General features: G+C 70.0%; 16 protein-coding genes, 1 pseudogene and 1 riboswitch. Of the genes and pseudogenes, 6 read left to right on the forward strand and 11 right to left on the reverse strand.

Annotated features, from left to right (window positions below; genetic code table 11):
• Both mnmA and DN069_RS29680 read right to left on the reverse strand, forming a co-directional pair.
• Positions 1-1,167, reverse strand: a complete 1,167-nt coding sequence (gene mnmA, locus DN069_RS29675; protein ID WP_207892314.1) for a tRNA 2-thiouridine(34) synthase MnmA — start codon at positions 1,165-1,167, stop codon at positions 1-3.
• A gap of 178 nt (positions 1,168-1,345) precedes the next feature.
• A complete protein-coding gene (locus DN069_RS29680; protein ID WP_111506183.1) occupies positions 1,346-2,524 on the reverse strand; it encodes a cysteine desulfurase family protein in 1,179 nt (392 codons plus the stop codon).
• A gap of 150 nt (positions 2,525-2,674) precedes the next feature.
• Between DN069_RS29680 and DN069_RS29685 the strand changes: the two genes are divergently transcribed.
• Positions 2,675-3,421: an IclR family transcriptional regulator gene (locus tag DN069_RS29685; RefSeq protein WP_111506185.1), complete on the forward strand. Its 747-nt coding sequence runs from the start codon at positions 2,675-2,677 to the stop codon at positions 3,419-3,421.
• A gap of 8 nt (positions 3,422-3,429) precedes the next feature.
• On the opposite strand, the gene DN069_RS29690 is transcribed toward DN069_RS29685, so the two are convergent.
• The 8 genes from DN069_RS29690 to DN069_RS29725 all read right to left on the reverse strand — a co-directional run bounded on the left by DN069_RS29690 (position 3,430) and on the right by DN069_RS29725 (position 12,650).
• On the reverse strand, positions 3,430-4,089 hold the full coding sequence (locus DN069_RS29690) for a trimeric intracellular cation channel family protein (RefSeq protein ID WP_111506187.1): 660 nt from the start codon (positions 4,087-4,089) through the stop codon (positions 3,430-3,432).
• Between the two features lie 43 nt (positions 4,090-4,132).
• Entirely contained in the window at positions 4,133-5,452 is a 1,320-nt protein-coding gene (locus DN069_RS29695; RefSeq protein WP_111506189.1) for an ABC transporter ATP-binding protein, read from the reverse strand.
• A 30-nt stretch (positions 5,453-5,482) separates the two neighbouring features.
• Positions 5,483-6,568 (reverse strand): ABC transporter ATP-binding protein, encoded by a 1,086-nt coding sequence (locus tag DN069_RS29700; RefSeq protein WP_111506191.1) that lies wholly within the window; start codon positions 6,566-6,568, stop codon positions 5,483-5,485.
• On the reverse strand, positions 6,565-7,569 hold the full coding sequence (locus DN069_RS29705; RefSeq protein WP_111506193.1) for an ABC transporter permease: 1,005 nt from the start codon (positions 7,567-7,569) through the stop codon (positions 6,565-6,567). The genes DN069_RS29700 and DN069_RS29705 overlap by 4 nt, the downstream gene beginning before the upstream one ends.
• Before the next feature lie 118 nt (positions 7,570-7,687).
• Positions 7,688-9,445: an ABC transporter substrate-binding protein gene (locus DN069_RS29710; protein ID WP_111506195.1), complete on the reverse strand. Its 1,758-nt coding sequence runs from the start codon at positions 9,443-9,445 to the stop codon at positions 7,688-7,690.
• A gap of 112 nt (positions 9,446-9,557) precedes the next feature.
• Positions 9,558-10,556, reverse strand: a complete 999-nt coding sequence (locus DN069_RS29715; protein ID WP_111506197.1) for an ABC transporter permease — start codon at positions 10,554-10,556, stop codon at positions 9,558-9,560.
• Between the two features lie 489 nt (positions 10,557-11,045).
• Positions 11,046-11,786, reverse strand: a complete 741-nt coding sequence (locus DN069_RS29720) for an enhanced serine sensitivity protein SseB C-terminal domain-containing protein (protein ID WP_111506199.1) — start codon at positions 11,784-11,786, stop codon at positions 11,046-11,048.
• A gap of 120 nt (positions 11,787-11,906) precedes the next feature.
• Positions 11,907-12,650 (reverse strand): enhanced serine sensitivity protein SseB C-terminal domain-containing protein, encoded by a 744-nt coding sequence (locus tag DN069_RS29725; RefSeq protein WP_243639902.1) that lies wholly within the window; start codon positions 12,648-12,650, stop codon positions 11,907-11,909.
• Positions 12,651-12,740: 90 nt separating this feature from the next.
• Positions 12,741-12,852, forward strand: a riboswitch (glycine riboswitch).
• A gap of 153 nt (positions 12,853-13,005) precedes the next feature.
• Here DN069_RS29725 and gcvT point away from each other — a divergent pair.
• The 5 genes from gcvT to DN069_RS29750 all read left to right on the forward strand — a co-directional run bounded on the left by gcvT (position 13,006) and on the right by DN069_RS29750 (position 17,745).
• Positions 13,006-14,124, forward strand: coding sequence for a glycine cleavage system aminomethyltransferase GcvT (gene gcvT / locus DN069_RS29730; RefSeq protein WP_111506201.1), 1,119 nt, complete (start codon positions 13,006-13,008; stop codon positions 14,122-14,124).
• Between the two features lie 87 nt (positions 14,125-14,211).
• Entirely contained in the window at positions 14,212-14,589 is a 378-nt protein-coding gene (gcvH, locus tag DN069_RS29735) for a glycine cleavage system protein GcvH (protein ID WP_111506202.1), read from the forward strand.
• A gap of 35 nt (positions 14,590-14,624) precedes the next feature.
• Positions 14,625-15,893, forward strand: coding sequence for a serine hydroxymethyltransferase (locus DN069_RS29740; protein ID WP_111506203.1), 1,269 nt, complete (start codon positions 14,625-14,627; stop codon positions 15,891-15,893).
• 131 nt (positions 15,894-16,024) lie between these two features.
• The gene (locus DN069_RS29745) at positions 16,025-17,392 is read left to right on the forward strand and encodes an L-serine ammonia-lyase (protein ID WP_111506204.1); all 1,368 of its coding nucleotides are present in this window, start codon (positions 16,025-16,027) and stop codon (positions 17,390-17,392) included.
• 32 nt (positions 17,393-17,424) lie between these two features.
• On the forward strand, positions 17,425-17,745 hold the full coding sequence (locus tag DN069_RS29750; protein WP_111506205.1) for a MazG-like family protein: 321 nt from the start codon (positions 17,425-17,427) through the stop codon (positions 17,743-17,745).
• 13 nt (positions 17,746-17,758) lie between these two features.
• Here the strand turns inward: DN069_RS29750 and DN069_RS41065 are convergent.
• Positions 17,759-17,954: pseudogene (locus tag DN069_RS41065) on the reverse strand (hypothetical protein); the annotation flags it as partial.

Raw genomic sequence — 17,954 nt, forward strand, 5'->3', positions numbered from 1 at the left:
TCAGGCGGTGACGGCGGGCTCGGTCTCGACGCGCTCGGTGGTGGCGATGGTCGCGGAGCCGACGACGCGGGTGCCGTCGTAGAGGACCACCGCCTGGCCGGGCGCGATGCCGCGCAGCGGCGCGTCCAGGACGACCCGCAGGCCGCCGTCGGCGGCCACCTCGGCGGTGACCGGCACCTGCTCGCCGTGCGCGCGGATCTGCGCGAGGTACCGCGCCGTCCCGACCGGGGCCTCGGCGCCGCACCAGCGCGGCTTCACGCCCGTCAGCGCGACGATCTCCAGCGCCTCCGCCGGGCCGACGGTGACGCGGTTGTCCACCGGCGAGATGTCCAGCACGTAGCGCGGCTTGCCGTCGGCCGCCGGACGCCCGATCCGCAGGCCCTTGCGCTGCCCGATGGTGAAGCCGTAGGCGCCGCTGTGCTCGCCGACCACGGTCCCGTCGACGTCCACGATCTCGCCCGGTGCGGTGCCGAGGCGCTGGGCGAGGAAGCCCTGCGTGTCGCCGTCGGCGATGAAGCAGATGTCGTGGCTGTCCGGCTTCTTCGCCACGGCGAGGCCGCGGCGCTCGGCCTCGACCCGCACCTGGTCCTTGGCGGTGTCCCCCAGCGGGAACATGGCATGCGCGAGCTGCGGAGCGTCCAGCACACCGAGCACGTACGACTGGTCCTTGGCCGGGTCGACGGCGCGGTGCAGTTCGCGTCCGCGCGCCGGGTCGTCGACGATCCGGGCGTAGTGCCCGGTACAGACGGCGTCGAAGCCGAGGGCGATCGCCTTGTCGAGCAGCGCGGCGAACTTGATCTTCTCGTTGCAGCGCAGGCAGGGGTTGGGCGTCCGCCCCGCCGCGTACTCGGCGACGAAGTCGTCGATCACGTCCTCACGGAAGCGCTCGGCCAGGTCCCAGACGTAGAACGGGATCCCGAGCACGTCGGCTGCGCGCCGGGCGTCCCGCGAGTCCTCCAGCGTGCAGCAGCCGCGGGCCCCGGTCCGGAAGCTCTGCGGGTTACTCGCCAATGCGAGATGCACCCCGGTGACCTCGTGCCCCTGTTCCACGGCCCGCGCGGCGGCGACGGCGGAGTCGACCCCACCGGACATCGCCGCGAGCACGCGCAGCTTGCCGCTGGGGAGCGCGGTGGCGGAAGGGTCTGGGGCGCCAGGGAAGTCAGACATAGTGCCTACAAGAATACGGGTCCGTTGCACTCACCTCAGGGGCGCGGGGCTCTGCCGATGTGCGGCTCCGCCGCGTGGGCGCGAGAACCCACCCCAGGAGGATGGCCCTGTCCGCTCGGGATCTCAATGACCTGGGTGGCTTGGCGCGCAGTTCCCCGCGCCCCAGGCGGGAGTGCAGCTACCGCTTCGCGGTCGCGCTGGCCATGAGGGCCCGTTCCACGACCGGGGCGATCGCCTCGGCCAGCGCCTTCACGTCCGACTCGGACGACGTGTGGCCCAGGGAGAAGCGCAGCGAGGCCCGTGCCAGCGCGGGCTCCGCGCCCATCGCCAGCAGGACGTGGCTGGGCTGCGGCACCCCCGCAGAACACGCGGAGCCGGTGGAGCACTCGATGCCGCGGGCATCGAGCAGCATCAGCAGGGCGTCGCCCTCGCAGCCGGGGAAGGAGAAGTGGGCGTTGGCCGGCAGGCGGCCCGCCGGGGCCGGGTCGCCGTTGAGGATCGCGTCGGGGACGGCCGCGCGGACCTCACGGACCAACGCGTCGCGCAGCGCGCCGATCTCCGTGGCGAACCGCGGCCGGCGTTCCGCGGCGACCGCAGCGGCCGCGGCGAAGCCCGCGGTGGCCGGGACGTCCAGCGTCCCACTGCGGACGTCCCGCTCCTGGCCGCCACCGTGCAGCAGCGGGACCGGGGACGCGCTGCGCGACAGCAGCAGCGCGCCGACGCCGAAGGGGCCGCCGACCTTGTGGCCGGTGACCGTCATCGCGGAGAGGCCCGACTCCTCGAAGGAGAGCGGGAGCTGGCCGAAGGCCTGGACCGCGTCCGCATGCATCGGGATGTCGAACTCGCGGGCCACGGCCGCGAGTTCGTGGACCGGCTGGACAGTGCCGACCTCGTTGTTGGCCCACATCACGGTGACCAGCGCGACGTCGTCGGGGTTGGCGGCGATCGCCTCCCGCAGGGCCTCGGGGTGGACCCGGCCGAGGGAGTCGACGGGGAGCCAGTCCACCCGGGCGCCCTCGTGCTGCTCCAGCCAGAGCACGGCGTCCAGGACGGCGTGGTGCTCGACCGGGCTGCACAGGATGCGACGGCGAGCCGGATCGGCGTCGCGGCGCCACCAGTACAGGCCTTTAACGGCGAGGTTGTCGGACTCGGTGCCGCCGGCGGTGAAGACGATCTCACTGGGGCGCGCACCGAGCACGGAGGCCAGCGTCTCCCGGGATTCCTCGACGACCCGTCTGGCCCGCCGGCCGGCGGCGTGCAGGGACGAGGCGTTGCCGGTGCGGCCGAACTGCGCGGTCATCGCCGCGACCGCCTCGGGCAGCATCGGAGTCGTGGCGGCGTGATCGAGATATGGCATGGCCAACCAAGTCTATGGCCCGCCGGGCCTCCGCCCTGCGGAAAGCCCACATTCCGAATACGCATCAACCGTTGCAGCCCGCGCAACGGCTTCCTAGGATCCGGCGCACACGGTCCTGTCGGGGGACCCCGTCCGACGACAGGGGGACGGATGTCGCAGTCGGTCGACCGGGCGCTGACGGTCCTGGCCTCGCTCGCGGACGGCCCCGCCTCGCTCGAGCAGGCGGCGGCCCGGATCGGCGTGCACAAGTCCACGGCACTGCGGTTGCTGCGCACGCTGGAGGAGCACGGTTTCGTGCACCGCCAGGCGGACTTCCGCTACCGCCTGGGCGGGGGGCTCTTCTCGCTGGCGCAGACCGCGCTGGAGAGCATCGACGTACGGGCGGTGGCCGCGCCGCATCTGGCCGCGCTGCACGCCGCCTGCGGGCACACCATTCACCTGGCCGTCTACGAGGACGGCGAGGCGACCTACGTCGACAAGCTGGAGAGCCGCTATCCGGTGCGGATCCACTCCCGGATCGGCAAGCGCGCGCCGCTGACCGCGACGGCGGTCGGCAAGGTGCTGCTGGCCGGGCTGCCGGAGGCCCGGCGGATCGAGCTGGCGCAGCGGCTGGAGTACCCCGCCTACACCCCGCGCTCGCTGCGCACGCCCGAGGCGCTGCTGGCGGAGTTGGAGACGGTGCGCCGGCAGGGCTGGGCGATGGACCGCAGCGAGCACGAGGAGAACGTCAACTGCATCGCGGTGCCGGTCCGCGGCATCGACGGCCGGGTGATCGCGGCCTGCTCGGTCTCCACGCCCGCGGTCGTGGCCCCGTTGAGCGCGCTGCGACGGCTGGTCCCGGAGCTGATTGCGACGGCGGACGCGATCTCCGGGGAGTACGGCGGCCGGAGCAGTTGACCGCGTGCTCACGTCTCGCCGCTGTTGGAACTGCCGCGGTGCCAGGCGCGCGGCGCGCGCCACTCGTATCGGATGGCCAGCATGCGGATCCCGAAGGCGAACAGGGCCGAGGCGCTGCCGGTGACGCCGTCGAGACTGTCCGTGCTGATCAGCAGCGCCGTCAGCACGCTGCCGACGATGGCCGGCACGGCGTACAGGGAGCGGTCCCAACGCAGCAGGGACGGCGTCTCGTTGGCCAACACGTCGCGGATCACGCCGCCGCCGGCCGCGGTGATGGTGCCGAGCGCGATCGAGGCGACCACACCGAGCCCGTAGTCGTGGGCCTTGGCCGTGCCGGTGACGCAGAAGAGCCCGAGGCCGAGCGCGTCCAGGGTCTGTACGGTGCGGTTGATCCGGGCGACCTCGGGGTGCAGGAAGAACACCACGACCGCGGCCAGCAGCGGGGTGACGAGGTATCCGGTGTTGGTGAAGGCGGCGGGCGGCACCGCGCCGATGACCAGGTCGCGGATGACTCCCCCACCGAGCGCCGTCGCCTCGGCCAGGACGGCGATGCCGAAGACGTCGAAGTTCTTCCGCACCGCCAGCAGGCCGCCGGAGAGCGCGAAGACGAAGATGCCGGAGAGGTCGAGCACCTGCTCGACGTCGGGGGAGAAAAGCTGCGAGGTCACCTCGCATTTCTACAGGGAAATGCGAGGTGACCTCGGCAGGGGTTCAGCTCTTGGTCTCGCCCTTGGCGTCGGCGCCCTCGGTGGACTCCGCAGCCTCGGTGGACTCCACAGCCTCGGTGGACTCCTCGGCGGCGGCCTCCGCAGCCTCGGGCTCGGCGTCGGCCGGAGCCTCCTCCGCCGCGGCGACCTCGGCCACCTCAGCGGTCTCAGCGGCCTCAGCCGTCTCCTCGGCCTTGGCGGCGACGGCGGCCTCCGCGGCCTTGGCGACGGCCTCGCCCGCCTCCTTGGAGACGGTGATCGTCTCGGCGATCACGTCCGTCGGCGCGTTCTCCGGGTAGTGGCAGGCCACCTGGTGCCCGGTCTTCAGCGCCACCAGCGGCGGCTCGATCTCCGCGCACTTCTCCGTCGCCTTCCAGCAGCGGGTGCGGAAGTGGCAGCCGGAGGGCGGGTTCACCGGGGAGGGGACGTCGCCCGTGAGCAGGATGCGGTTGTGCTCCTGCTTGCGGCTCGGGTCCGGCACCGGCACCGCGGACATCAGCGCGTTGGTGTACGGGTGCATCGGCGACGCGTACAGCGAGTCCCGGTCGGCGATCTCGACGATCTTGCCCAGGTACATCACCGCGACGCGGTCCGACACGTGGCGCACCACGGAGAGGTCGTGGGCGATCACCACGTAGGTGAGGCCCAGCTCCGTCTGCAGGTCGTCCAGCAGGTTGACGACCTGCGCCTGGATCGACACGTCCAGCGCGGAGACCGGCTCGTCCGCGACGATCATCTTCGGCCGCAGCGCGAGCGCCCGGGCGATGCCGATGCGCTGGCGCTGACCGCCGGAGAACTCGTGCGGGTAGCGGTTGTAGTGCTCCGGGTTGAGACCGCAGAGCTCCAGCAGGTCCTGGACCGCGGCCTTGGTGCCGTTCTCGGTCTTGATGCCCTGCAGCCGGAACGGCGCCCCGACGATCGTGCCGACCGTGTGCCTCGGGTTCAGCGAGGAGTACGGGTCCTGGAAGATCATCTGGATGTCGCGCCGGAGCGGACGCATCTTGGCCGTGCTCAGGTGGGAGATGTCCACACCCTCGAACGTGATCTTGCCGGAGGTGGGCTCCAGCAGACGCGTGATCAGTCGGCCCATGGTCGACTTGCCGCAGCCGGACTCGCCGACGACGCCGAGGGTCTCGCCCTGGCGGACGTCGAAGGTCAGGCCGTCAACCGCCTGCACGGCGCCGACCTGACGCTGCAGCAGGCCCTTCTTGATGGGGAAGTGCTTGACCAGATCGTGGACCTGCAGCAGCGCCTCGCCCTCCGAGGCGGCGGGCGCCTTGGGCGCCGGGACGGTCGCGGTGGCCGTCGAGCTCTCTTCACTCATTGTCTCTTCGTCTCCTCGACTTGCTACCGGCTACAGCCGGGGAGCGATCTCCTCGGTGAAGATCTGCTGACGGACCTCCAGGGGCAGGTGACAGGCCGCCAGGTGGTCCTGGCCCACGCTGGTGAGCCGCGGCACCTCGGTCTTGGACAGGCCCTCGGTGCGGTCCGCGTACGGGCAACGCGGGTGGAACGCGCAGCCGTTCGGCAGGTTGATCAGCGACGGGGGGTTGCCCTGGACCGGGACGAGCCGCTCCTGCAGCTCGCGGTCGATGCGCGGCATGGAACCGAGCAGGCCCCAGGTGTAGGGGTGCTCCGGCTCACTGAAGATCTTGTCCGCCGGACCCTTCTCCACGCACTTGCCGCCGTACATCACCAGGATGTCGTCAGCGAGCTCGGCGACGACGCCGAGGTCGTGCGTGATGATGATGACCGAGGAGCCGAACTCCTGCTGCAGGTCCCGGATCAGGTCCAGGATCTGCGCCTGCACGGTCACGTCGAGCGCCGTGGTCGGCTCGTCCGCGATCAGCAGCGAGGGGTTGTTGGCCAGCGCCATGGCGATCATGGCGCGCTGGCGCATACCGCCGGAGAACTCGTGCGGGTGCTGGTCCACCCGCTTGTCCGGCTGCGGGATGCCGACGCGGTCCAGCAGCTGGATCGCGTGGTCGCGCGCGGCCTTCTTGTTCGCCTGCGGGTTGTGCTGGCGGTAGCCCTCGATGATCTGCTGGCCGACCGTGTAGTAGGGGTGCATCGCGGTCAGCGGGTCCTGGAAGATCATCGCCATCTTCTGGCCGCGGAGCTTGCGCACCTCCTCCCGGCCGGCGCCGATGAGCTCCTGGCCGTCCAGCCAGATCTCACCGCTCATCCGCGGGCCGTTCTTCTTGCCCACGTTGCGGTGCAGACCCATGATCGACAGCGAGGTCACCGACTTGCCGGAGCCGGACTCACCCACGATGCCGAGGGTCTTGCCGCGCTCCAGCTCGAAGCTGATGCCGTCGACGGACTTCACCACGCCGTCGTCCGTGGGGAAGTGGCAGCGCAGGTCACGCACGGAGAGGAACGAGGTGGGGGCGGTGCCGCCGACCGTGGTCTCAGTGGTGCTGGTCTGGGAGTCGGTCATGCGAGCCTCACACGGGGGTCGACGACCGCGTACAGCAGGTCGACGATCAGGTTAGCCATCACGATGAAGAAGGCGGCGAAGAGCGTGACGCCCATGATCATGGGCAGGTCGTTCTTCGTGATGCCGTTCAGGGCGTCGAATCCGAGGCCGTGCAGGTTGAACACGTTCTCCGTCAGGATCGCGCCACCGAGCAGACCACCGAGGTCCATACCGAAGACGGTCATGATCGGGGTCAGAGTGGACCGCATGGCGTGCTTGCCGATGACGGTCCGTTCAGGCAGGCCCTTGGCGCGGGCGGTGCGGATGTAGTCCTCGCCCAGCACGTCGAGCATGGTGGCTCGGGTCAGTCGGGCGTAGGTCGCGGCGAAGAGGAACGCCAGCGTGATCCACGGCAGCAGCATTCCCTGGAACCACGCGCCGGGGTCACTGGTGAAGGTGACGTCCGGGTTGGTCGGTTGCAACCAGCCGAGGTTGTAGACGAAGAGGGCGGAGGCGGCCAGACCGGTGAAGTACACCGGCAGGGAGACGCCGGCCAGCGCGGTGACCATGGCGACGCGGTCGATCGCAGTGCGCTTCCGCAGCGCGGAGACGACACCGGTGCCGACACCGAAGACCAGCCAGAGCACGGCCGCGCCGGCGGCGAGGGAGCCGGTGACGGTGACGTCGTGGAGCAGGGTCGGCCAGACCGGGGTCTGCGTCTGCGTCGAGATGCCGAAGCAGGGCGCCGGGCAGTGGATGACGTCGTTGCCGTTGGCGTAGTCGCGGCCGACGACGAGGCCCTTGAGGTAGAGCCAGAACTGCTCGTACACAGGCTTGTCGAGGCCCAGCTTGACCTTGATTCCAGCGATGGCCACCGGGTTCGCGTTCTTGCCGATGTACCGCATGACAGGGTCAGTGTGCTGCAGCAGCGGCACCAGGAAGAAGATGCCGAAAGTGATCGTGGCGACCACCAACAGCATGACGACCACGTTCAGGAGTCGTCGGAGGATATACAGGAGCACTGCGCGCGGCTGGTCAGGGATCCGGTCGCCGCCCCCTTGTGGGGGGCGGCGACCGGGGCCCGACCCGCCTTCACCTGCCCTTCGGTCTAGCTGTGCTTACAGGTGAGACGGTGTGGGGTCACTTACCGTCGGACGTACCGAGAGCGGAGAAGTCGAGCATCCCCAGCTCCTGGTTGAACATGACGTTGGTCAGACGCGGGTTGTAGTAGTTGAGCGACTGCTCGACGACACCCGGGAAGTACAGCGCCAGGTCCATGACGCGGTGGTTGATCTTGGTGTAGTCGGCAGCGGCCGTCGCCGGGTCGCTCGCCTTGGCGGCGTCGTCGATCCAGCCGTTGATCTGCGGGTCGTTGATCTCGGAGTAGTTGTTGTTGCCGGACTTCGAGATCAGGCGGCCGTCGATCAGGACGGACAGCATGCCGGAACCGGTCGGGTAGTCGGAACCCCAGCCGAAGACGTTCAGGCCGATGCTGTTGCTGTGCATCCAGTCGGGCGAACCGACGGTGGAGCCGGACTGCGAACCGTCGTACTGCTTGATGTCGGCGGTGACGCCGATCGCCTTCAGCGCGGCCTGGGCGGCGACGGCCTGCTTGACGTCCTTCGGGCTGGTGGAGCGAGCCGCGATGGTGGTCGAGAAGCCGTTCGGCTTACCGCACTTGGCGAGCTCGGCCTTGGCCTGGGTGACCTGCGACTGACCGGCGGCCAGGTTGTACGGGTCGTAGTTGTCCGAGCCCGGGATCGCCGGCGGCAGCATGTTGGTGGCCAGCTGGCCCGCCCACTTGCCACCACGCGCGGTCTGCTGGTCGGTGCCGGAGATCGCGTACTCGACGGCCTTGCGGCAGTCGACGTTGTCGAACGGCGCGACCTTGGTCTGGATGGAGATGTAACGGATCGTCGCGGCGGGCGCGTCGACCGTGTCGGCCTTCAGCGACGGCGTGGTCAGGATCTTGCCCTGAGCAGCCGTCTGGACACCACGCTGGGCGGCGTCGACGTCGATGGAGCCGTCGAGGAGGCGGCTGTCCAGGTCGTCGGCGTTGGTGGTCACCGTGAAGGTGATCTTGTCCGGCAGCGCCGAGTGCAGGGAGTCGGTCGACTTGTCCCAGTACTTGTTGCGAACCATGTCGAAGCCCTTGTTGGCGACATAGTTCTCGATGACGTACGGGCCGGTCGAGAGCGGGTGCTTGGCGTAGTTCGCGCCGTCGTCCTTCGCCTGCTCGATCGGGGACGCGCCACCCATGGCCAGGTGGTACAGGAAGTCCGAGTTGGCCTGCTGCAGGTTGAAGACGATCGTGCTGTCGTCCGGCGTCTGGACGGACTTCAGGCCCTGCGGGTCCTTGTCCTTGTACGGGCCGGGGTACTTCTGGCCCTCGTCCAGGTCGGAGATCAGGTAGATCGGGCCGTTCGGCAGGACGTCCTGCGCGAAGACGCGCTCGATGCCGTACTTGATGTCCTTCGAGGTCACCGGGGTGCCGTCGGAGAACTTGATGCCGGACTTGAGCTTGAAGGTGTAGGTCTTGCCGTCGTTGGTGACGGTCGGCATGGCCGACGCCAGGTCGGGCTGCAGCTGCAGACCGGCGGCACCCGGCTTGGAGGGGTAACCCACCAGCGAGCGGACGTAGAAGCGCTGCAGGTCCCAGACGAAGGCGTAGTAGCCGATCGCGGGGTCGAGGGAGTCGACGTCCTGCGTGCTCCAGAGCTTCAGCGTGCCACCGGGCTTGGTGGACGGGTTCACGATGCTGGTCGCAGCGGCGTTGAAGGTCGAGCCGCCATTGCCGCCACCGCCGGTGGTGGACTTGGAGCTGCTGCAGGCCGAGGTGGTCAGCGCCAGGGCGCCCACCACCGCAACGGCGGCCAGCGCCTTGTTGCGTGTAATCACTTTGGTGTCAACCTCCGAGAGTGCCCAGTGCCCAAGGTGCGGGCCCTGGCTGACTGATGGACGAGCCGCTGCTCTCCACCGGTGAGTGGACGGCGCTGGTGGCCGCCACGGTCTAGTTGCCCTTCGGGTCGAGCGCGTCGCGCAGCCCGTCGCCGAAGAGGTTGAAGGAGAGCACGGTGATGAAGATCGCCAGACCAGGGATGACCATGTAGGTCGGGTCCACCGTGTAGTACTGGATCGAGTCGGAGAGCATCTGGCCCCAGGACGGGGTCGGAGGCTTGACACCGACGCCGAGGAAGCTGAGCGCGGCCTCGTTGAGGATGTTGGTCGGGATCATCAGCGTCGTGTAGACGAGGATCGGCGCGACCAGGTTCGGCAGCAGCTCCTTGAACAGGATGTGCACGCTGCCGCCGCCGAGGCTGCGGGCCGCCTCGACGAACTCACGCTCACGCAGCGACAGTGCCTGACCGCGGACGATGCGGCCGATGTAGGGCCAGCCGAAGAAGCCGATGACGAAGATCAGCACGAGGATGCGCGGACCACTGCCGGACAGACCGAACAGCTTGTCCGGCATGACCGAGAGCAGCGCGATGGAGAACAGCAGCTGCGGGAAGGCCAGCAGGATGTCCATGACCCGGCTGATCACCGAGTCGACCCAGCCGCCGAAGAAGCCGGCCGCCATACCGGCGACGACGCCGATGATGACCGCGAGCAGCGCGGAGCCGAAGGCGACGATCAGCGAGATCTGCGCGCCGTAGACGACGCGGGAGAAGAGGTCGCGGCCGGAGATCGGGTCGATGCCGAGCAGGTGCGTGGAGCTCATACCGCCGAACGAGCCTGCGGGCGTACCGATCCCGAGCGAGGCGTCCAGCAGGTTGGTGTGGAAGGTGTCCGGGTCCTGACCGACCAGCGCACAGAGCACCGGTGCGAGGATTCCGACCAGGATCAGCAGGATCACCACGATGCCGCCGCCGAGGGCGACCTTGTCCTTCTTCAGACGGTTCCAGGCGATCCGCCCTGGAGAACGTCCAGTGATCTTGGCGCTCTCGGGAACCTGGTCAGCTGGAACCTCCAGTGTCGCGGTCCCGGAGTCGTGGAGTGGCGCAGTCATATGGAGAAGACCCCCAAGCCGGTGGTGACCGGCACACGGTGCCCGGCCGACCGGCCAGGACACGCTCCGGGTTAAGGAGCGCTCCGAAGGACGCGGTCGCAGTTCACGAGTGGTGCCAAGTGCTGTGCGGAAAGCTGAAGTACGCGGTGATGCGGTGAAGCCGTGGTTCTACGTGCGGGAGCCGCCGATGGGTTCTCCCGGTGAGGGTGGTACCGGGATTCCGTCGGCGACGGGGCCGAACCGACCCCTGGCCGCCGCGGCTTGTTGCAGAACTCTTCATCAATCCCGCGCCGGGGGGAAAGACCCGCCGGGCAATGGTTTCCTAACCGTGACCTGCGTCGATGCAAAGCCGCAACCTGCGAATACGCCGATTCACGGGCGTCAGGACAGTCCCTCGACCATCCAGGAGCCGCCTGGTGCAACGCGCGTAGAACGAATCCTCGCAGGTCAGGGCCTCAGATGACACCACTGCGGGAAGTGTCAGCGTTGTCAGCCACGCTCGTAAAAGGGCGGAACGCGCACCGTCATCCAGGACGCAACCTGGTCATAAGGGTCGGCAAGTGCAACCGTCGAGATCGGAAGTCCCTGCGGTGCATAGGGCAATGCCTGCCGCATCATGCGATGAATGGACGCAACGGATGAATCGGACGAATCGGTGATATCCAGACCAATGGCGACATAGGGTTCACCGTGTGACGGTTCCACCCAGGCCCGGCGCAGTGACGACACAACCGGCGTCTCCCGCGCCGCGACCAGGAGTTGACGGAAGAACTCGGCCGTCGCGGCCGGACTCCCCACCTCCTCCGGCACCTCGGCCGGCCGGCTGTCCACGGTCGAGAGCACCAGCGGCCCGGCGGGCAACCGGTCCAGCCCCCCGGCGACGCGGCGCAGGTCCGCCCACGGGATGCCGATCCCGCCGCCGCTCTGGTGCGGGTTCAGCCACAGCCCCCAGCGCTCGCGGTACAGGGCGGAGGCCACCTCGACGCCCGAGATCACCTGGTGGTGCCGCGTCCACCCGGACGCGGCCAGCTCCTCGGCCGAGGTCACACAGGGCGCGTAGCCGTAGCCGTCGATCTCCAGGCTGCCGTACTGGGCGTCGGATCCGCCGGGGGCGCCGTGCCAGAGCAGCATCCACAGCTGGGCGTCGGCGACCGCCTGCAGCAGCGCCTCGTACTGCTCGTACTGGTCGCCACGACCTGGCACGAGCTCCCGCAGCGCGCTCTCAAGCATTCTCAGTCCGCCCCCTCGACGTTCCCTGGCAGGTCGAGCGTAGTGAGGAGAGGGACCGGAGAACCACCCGCGAAGTACTCGGGTGGGAATGAGTAGGGGAACCCTTGCGGTGAGGCGGCGTCAACGCGCGAAGAACGGCGCGACCGTGGTCAGCATCCAACGGACCGTCGGGTCCTCGGCGACGGCGTCCAGCAGGACGAGCGAGACCTCGCAGGGCAGCGGGACGGCACCGAGCGCGCGGCCCAGCGCCAGGCCCACGGCCTCGTGGTCCTCCGGCTCGTAGCGCGCCAGTTGGACGCCCACGAACAGCTTGACCGGATCCCCCTCCACCTGCACCAAGGCTCGACGGGCCGTCAGCACGACCGGCAGGGCGGCGAGTTCACCGGCCGCCGCAGCCAGGTACTCGTACGGCTCCTCGTGCGGCTCCGGCTCCCACGCCGTGGTGCGCACGCCCTCCTCCGCGGGGTCGCCGCACAGGTCGGGGACGCCGGCGGCGGGGACGGGAAGACCCACCGCACCCTCGGGGTTGACCGCGATGCCGACGCCCTGCGGCAGCCCCCGGGCCAGCTCCTTGACCGGTGCGACCGCGTACGACATCTCCGGTCCGGCCACCGCCCGCAGCTGCGTCTCGGAGCTGAAGACCGGCACGAACGGCTGGCCGGCCAGCTCGGTCGTCGGCAGGTCGAGGGTGACGCCGTCGCGCGTCGGGCCGCCCGGCATCGGCACCCAGACGTGGCTGCGGCCGAGCACCTCCATCAGCCGCGGCGTCGCACCCGGGTCCCCCACCGAGGCGGCGAGCGCCAGCTCCAGCTCGTTCTCCGGCCAGCCGCCGCCCGTAGGCCAGACCCCCGCGTACTGCTGCACCTGTCCCTCACCCCATCTTCTGTGGTCCTGTTCGCCACAGGTCCGGTGCCATGCCATGATGACCCCGACCACAATCGCATATCGGCCGATCGAACCCGCGCGGGAGAGCTCGGCGACACCGACCGGATTCCGGGGGTGGCCGCCGGCGCCGAAGGAGCAAGTCCTCCCCCGAATCTCTCAGGCACCACACCGCACGGGCGAGGCAGTTCTGGAAAGCGACCAGTCATCCGCACGTCGGAGCTGGTCCACCCACGGTGCAAGCCGCCCTGCGGCGAAGCTCTCAGGTTGCAGCGACAGACGGGGAGGGGCCCTGCCAGCCCCGCCGCAGCATGCCCTGATCGCTAGGAGATCACCGATGTCTCTCCGCCTGACCGCGCTGGACGCCGTCCACCGCGCCCTCGGCGCCACCATGACCGACTTCGCCGGCTGGGACATGCCGCTGCGCTACGGCAGCGAGCGCGAGGAGCACAACGCCGTCCGCACCAAGGCGGGCCTCTTCGACCTCTCGCACATGGGCGAGATCACCGTCTCCGGCCCGCAGGCCGGCGAGATGCTGGACCACGCGCTGGTCGGCTTCGTCTCCGCGCTCGCGGTGCACAAGGCCCGCTACACCATGATCTGCGCGGCCGACGGCGGCATCCTGGACGACCTGATCGTCTACCGCACCGGCGAGGACGAGTTCATGGTCGTCGCCAACGCCTCCAACGCGCCGCTGGTCCTCGACGAGCTGCGCGCCCGGGTCGAGGGCTTCGACGCCGCCGTCCGCGACGACCGCGACGCCTACGCGCTGATCGCCGTGCAGGGCCCCGACTCCCCCGCCATCCTCGGCTCGCTCACCGACGCCGATCTGCCGGGCCTGAAGTACTACACCTGCCTGCCCGCCGTCGTGGCCGGCCGCCCGGCGCTGCTCGCCCGCACCGGCTACACCGGTGAGGACGGCTTCGAGCTGTTCGTCGCCCCCGCCGACGCCGAGGCCCTGTGGCAGGCGCTGACCGAGGCCGGCGCGTCCTACGGCCTGATCCCCTGCGGCCTGTCCTGCCGCGACACCCTGCGCCTGGAGGCCGGGATGCCGCTGTACGGGCACGAGCTGAACACCTCGCTCACCCCGTTCGACGCCGGTCTCGGCCGCGTGGTCCGCTTCGACAAGACGACCAACGACGGCGAGTTCGTCGGCCGCGCCGCGCTGGAGAAGGCCGCCGAGCAGGCCGCCGCCCACCCGCCGCGCGTCCTGGTCGGCCTGGTCTCCCCCGGCCGCCGGGTGCCGCGCGCGGAGATGAACGTGGTGGACGCCGAGGGCACGGTGATCGGCTCGATCACCTCCGGCGCCCCCTCCCCCACCCTGGGCAAGCCGATCGCGATGGCCTACGTCGACGCGACGCACGCGACGCCGGGCGCCCAGGTGGCCGTGGACGTGCGCGGCACGCACGAGCCGGTCGAGGTCGTTGCCCTGCCGTTCTACAAGCGCGCCCGCTGAGCATTACGAGTCTCACCTCGTAAGACTTGCCGTGGGGTCCCCGACCCCCGTTTCGCCGTACCCACACCTCTCCGGGAGAATCGCGTCATGAGCAACCCCCAGAACCTCACGTACAGCAAGGAGCACGAGTGGCTGACGGCCGTCGAGGACGGCGTGGCCACGATCGGCATCACCGCCTTCGCCGCCGACGCGCTCGGTGACGTCGTCTACGTGGACCTGCCCGAGGTCGGCCGCACCATCGCGGCCGGTGAGACCGTGGGCGAGCTGGAGTCGACCAAGTCCGTGAGCGACCTCTACACCCCCGCCTCCGGCGAGGTCGTCGAGGTCAACCAGGCCGTCATCGACGACCCGGCCCTGGTCAACTCCTCGCCGTTCGAGGACGGGTGGCTGTTCAAGCTCCGCCTGGAGGGTGAGCCCGAGGGTCTGCTCTCCGCCGACGAGTACACCGCCCACACCGGCGGCTGACGACCGACCTCTGACCCGAGGGACCACGAATCGCCATGACTGTCCTGAACCAGTCCCTGCACAGCCTCGACCCCGAGGTCGCGGCCGCGGTGGATGCCGAGCTGCACCGCCAGCAGTCGACCCTGGAGATGATCGCCTCCGAGAACTTCGCCCCGGTGGCGGTGCTCGAGGCCCAGGGCTCGGTGCTGACCAACAAGTACGCCGAGGGCTACCCGGGCCGCCGCTACTACGGCGGCTGCGAGCACGTCGACGTCGTCGAGCAGCTCGCGATCGACCGGATCAAGGCCCTGTTCGGCGCCGAGCACGCCAACGTCCAGCCGCACTCCGGCGCGCAGGCCAACGCCGCCGCGATGTTCGCGCTGCTCCAGCCCGGGGACACCATCCTCGGCCTGGACCTGGCCCACGGCGGCCACCTCACCCACGGCATGAAGATCAACTTCTCCGGCAAGCTGTACAACGTCGTGGCCTACCACGTCGACGCCGAGAGCAACCTGGTCGACATGGAGGAGGTCGAGCGCCTGGCCAAGGAGCACCAGCCCAAGCTGATCGTGGCCGGCTGGTCCGCCTACCCGCGCCAGCTGGACTTCGCCGCGTTCCGCCGGATCGCGGACGAGGTCGGCGCCTACCTGATGGTCGACATGGCCCACTTCGCGGGCCTGGTCGCGGCCGGCCTGCACCCGTCCCCGGTCCCCTACGCCGACGTGGTCACCACCACCACGCACAAGACCCTGGGCGGCCCGCGCGGCGGCGTCATCCTGTGCAAGGCCGAGCTCGCCAAGAAGATCAACTCCGCGGTCTTCCCGGGCCAGCAGGGCGGCCCGCTCGAGCACGTCATCGCGGCCAAGGCCGTCTCCTTCAAGGTCGCCGCCACCGAGGAGTTCAAGGACCGTCAGCGCCGCACCCTGGAGGGCGCCAAGATCCTCGCCGAGCGCCTCACCGCGGCCGACCTGACCGACGCCGGCGTCTCGGTGCTGTCCGGCGGCACGGACGTGCACCTGGTCCTGGTCGACCTGCGCAACTCCGAGCTCGACGGCCAGCAGGGCGAGGACCGCCTGCACTCGATCGGCATCACGGTCAACCGCAACGCGATCCCGTTCGACCCGCGCCCGCCGATGGTCACCTCCGGTCTGCGCATCGGCGCCCCGGCCCTGGCCACCCGTGGCTTCCAGGCGGAGGACTTCCGCGAGGTCGCCGACGTCATCGCCGAGGCTCTCAAGCCCGGCTTCGACGAGGCCAAGGCTGCCGAGCTGTCCGCGCGCGTCAGCGCGCTGGCCGCCAAGCACCCGCTGTACCCGGACCTGTAAGCCACAGGTCACCGCAGAAAGGTGGGGGCACCGCGCACACTGGAACCAGACAGTGCGCGCGGTGCCCCCACCCATGACACCGCTCGACCGTTCCGCTCCCCTGCCCCACCCACAAGAACAAGGGCGTCCTCGTGGCCATCAGCGTCTTCGACCTCTTCTCCATCGGCATCGGCCCGTCCTCCTCGCACACGGTGGGCCCGATGCGGGCGGCGCGCATGTTCGCGCGCCGGCTGAAGTCGGAGGGCCGGCTGTCCGACGTCGCCTCGCTGCGCGCCGAGCTCTTCGGCTCCCTCGGTGCGACCGGCCACGGCCACGGCACGCCGAAGGCCGTCATGCTGGGCCTGGAGGGCAAGTCGCCGCGCACGGTCGACGTCGCCCAGGCCGACCAGGACGTCGAGCAGATCAAGGCCACCAAGCGGATCGCCCTGCTCGGCACCCACGAGATCGCCTTCGACCCGGACAACGAGCTGATCCTGCACCGGCGTCGGTCGCTCCCCTACCACGCCAACGGCATGACGCTCTGCGCCTACGACGCGGCCGGCGTCCCGCTGCTGGAGAAGACGTACTACTCGGTGGGCGGCGGCTTCGTCGTCGACGAGGACGCGATCGGCGCCGACCGGGTCAAGCTCGACGACACCGAGCTGAAGTACCCGTTCCGGACCGGCGCCGAACTGCTGCGGCTCACCAACGAGACGGGGCTGTCGATCTCCTCGCTGATGCTGGAGAACGAGAAGGCCTGGCGCAGCGAGACCGAGATCCGCACCGGCCTGCTGGAGATCTGGTCGGTCATGCAGGAGTGCGTCCGCAACGGCATGAACCACGAGGGCATTCTCCCCGGCGGCCTCAAGGTCCGACGCCGCGCGGCGTCGGCGGCCCGCGCCCTGCGTGTGGAGGGCATCGGGCCGGCCAACGCGATGGAGTGGGTCACCCTCTACGCCATGGCCGTCAACGAGGAGAACGCGGCCGGCGGGCGCGTGGTCACCGCCCCGACCAACGGTGCGGCCGGCATCATCCCGGCGGTCCTGCACTACTACCTCAACTTCGTCCCCGGCGCGGACGAGGACGGCATCGTCCGCTTCCTGCTCGCCGCGGGCGCGGTCGGCATGCTCTTCAAGGAGAACGCCTCCATCTCCGGCGCCGAGGTCGGCTGCCAGGGCGAGGTCGGCTCCGCCTGCTCGATGGCCGCCGGCGGCCTCGCCGAGGTGCTGGGCGGCACCCCGGAGCAGGTCGAGAACGCGGCCGAGATCGGCATCGAGCACAACCTCGGCCTCACCTGCGACCCGGTCGGCGGCCTGGTCCAGATCCCCTGCATCGAGCGCAACGGCATGGCGGCCGTCAAGGCCGTCACCGCGGCCCGCATGGCGCTGCGCGGCGACGGCCGCCACCACGTCTCCCTCGACAAGGCCATCAAGACCATGAAGGAGACGGGCGCCGACATGAAGGTCAAGTACAAGGAGACCTCGCGCGGCGGCCTCGCGGTCAACGTCATCGAGTGCTGATGGCCCCGGGGCGCGATGGCTAGGCTGCCCACATGAACGACTCCGCATGGGCGACCGTCGCCGAGCTGAACCAGTGGCTCACCCAGGACAGCCAACTGCCGGAGGAGACGCAGAAGATCCTGCAGATCCTGAAGATCACCGAGGAGGCCGGCGAGGTCGCCGAGGCCGTGATCGGAGCCACCGGGCAGAACCCGCGCAAGGGGTTCTCGCACAGCTGGGAGGACGTGGAGCAGGAGCTGTGCGACGTGATCATCACGTCCATGGTGGCCCTGACCCGGATCACCCCCCAGGCGGGACAGGTGTTCTCGGACCAGCTGCGCCGGGTGCGGGAACGCGCGCTCGGGCCGTCGTGACGCCCGTTGGCAGCTAGCCGTCACCGCGGCGGAAGCGCCAGCGGGGGCGGGTGCCGAGACGGGGCGGGCGCGGCCGGTCCGCGCCGAGGGGCGGGGCGACGGACCGCGGCCTCCACCCCGGGCCCGGGCTCCGCGCCGGGCCGGGATCCGGGTCCGACGAGAGGTCCAGCGCCCTCGGCGCGGGGGCGGCCGGCGGCGGCGGCGGCTCG

Source organism: Streptacidiphilus pinicola, from assembly GCF_003258295.1.
Classification (GTDB): domain Bacteria; phylum Actinomycetota; class Actinomycetes; order Streptomycetales; family Streptomycetaceae; genus Streptacidiphilus; species Streptacidiphilus pinicola.

Coding starts and splice junctions, on each gene's coding strand:
- mnmA (WP_207892314.1), bottom strand. CDS start 1,167: ATGTCTGACTTCCCTGGCGCCCCAGACCCTTCCGCCACCGCGCTCCCC.
- DN069_RS29680 (WP_111506183.1), bottom strand. CDS start 2,524: ATGCCATATCTCGATCACGCCGCCACGACTCCGATGCTGCCCGAGGCG.
- DN069_RS29685 (WP_111506185.1), top strand. CDS start 2,675: ATGTCGCAGTCGGTCGACCGGGCGCTGACGGTCCTGGCCTCGCTCGCG.
- DN069_RS29695 (WP_111506189.1), bottom strand. CDS start 5,452: ATGAGTGAAGAGAGCTCGACGGCCACCGCGACCGTCCCGGCGCCCAAG.
- DN069_RS29700 (WP_111506191.1), bottom strand. CDS start 6,568: ATGACCGACTCCCAGACCAGCACCACTGAGACCACGGTCGGCGGCACC.
- DN069_RS29715 (WP_111506197.1), bottom strand. CDS start 10,556: ATGACTGCGCCACTCCACGACTCCGGGACCGCGACACTGGAGGTTCCA.
- DN069_RS29720 (WP_111506199.1), bottom strand. CDS start 11,786: ATGCTTGAGAGCGCGCTGCGGGAGCTCGTGCCAGGTCGTGGCGACCAG.
- gcvT (WP_111506201.1), top strand. CDS start 13,006: ATGTCTCTCCGCCTGACCGCGCTGGACGCCGTCCACCGCGCCCTCGGC.
- gcvH (WP_111506202.1), top strand. CDS start 14,212: ATGAGCAACCCCCAGAACCTCACGTACAGCAAGGAGCACGAGTGGCTG.
- DN069_RS29740 (WP_111506203.1), top strand. CDS start 14,625: ATGACTGTCCTGAACCAGTCCCTGCACAGCCTCGACCCCGAGGTCGCG.
- DN069_RS29750 (WP_111506205.1), top strand. CDS start 17,425: ATGAACGACTCCGCATGGGCGACCGTCGCCGAGCTGAACCAGTGGCTC.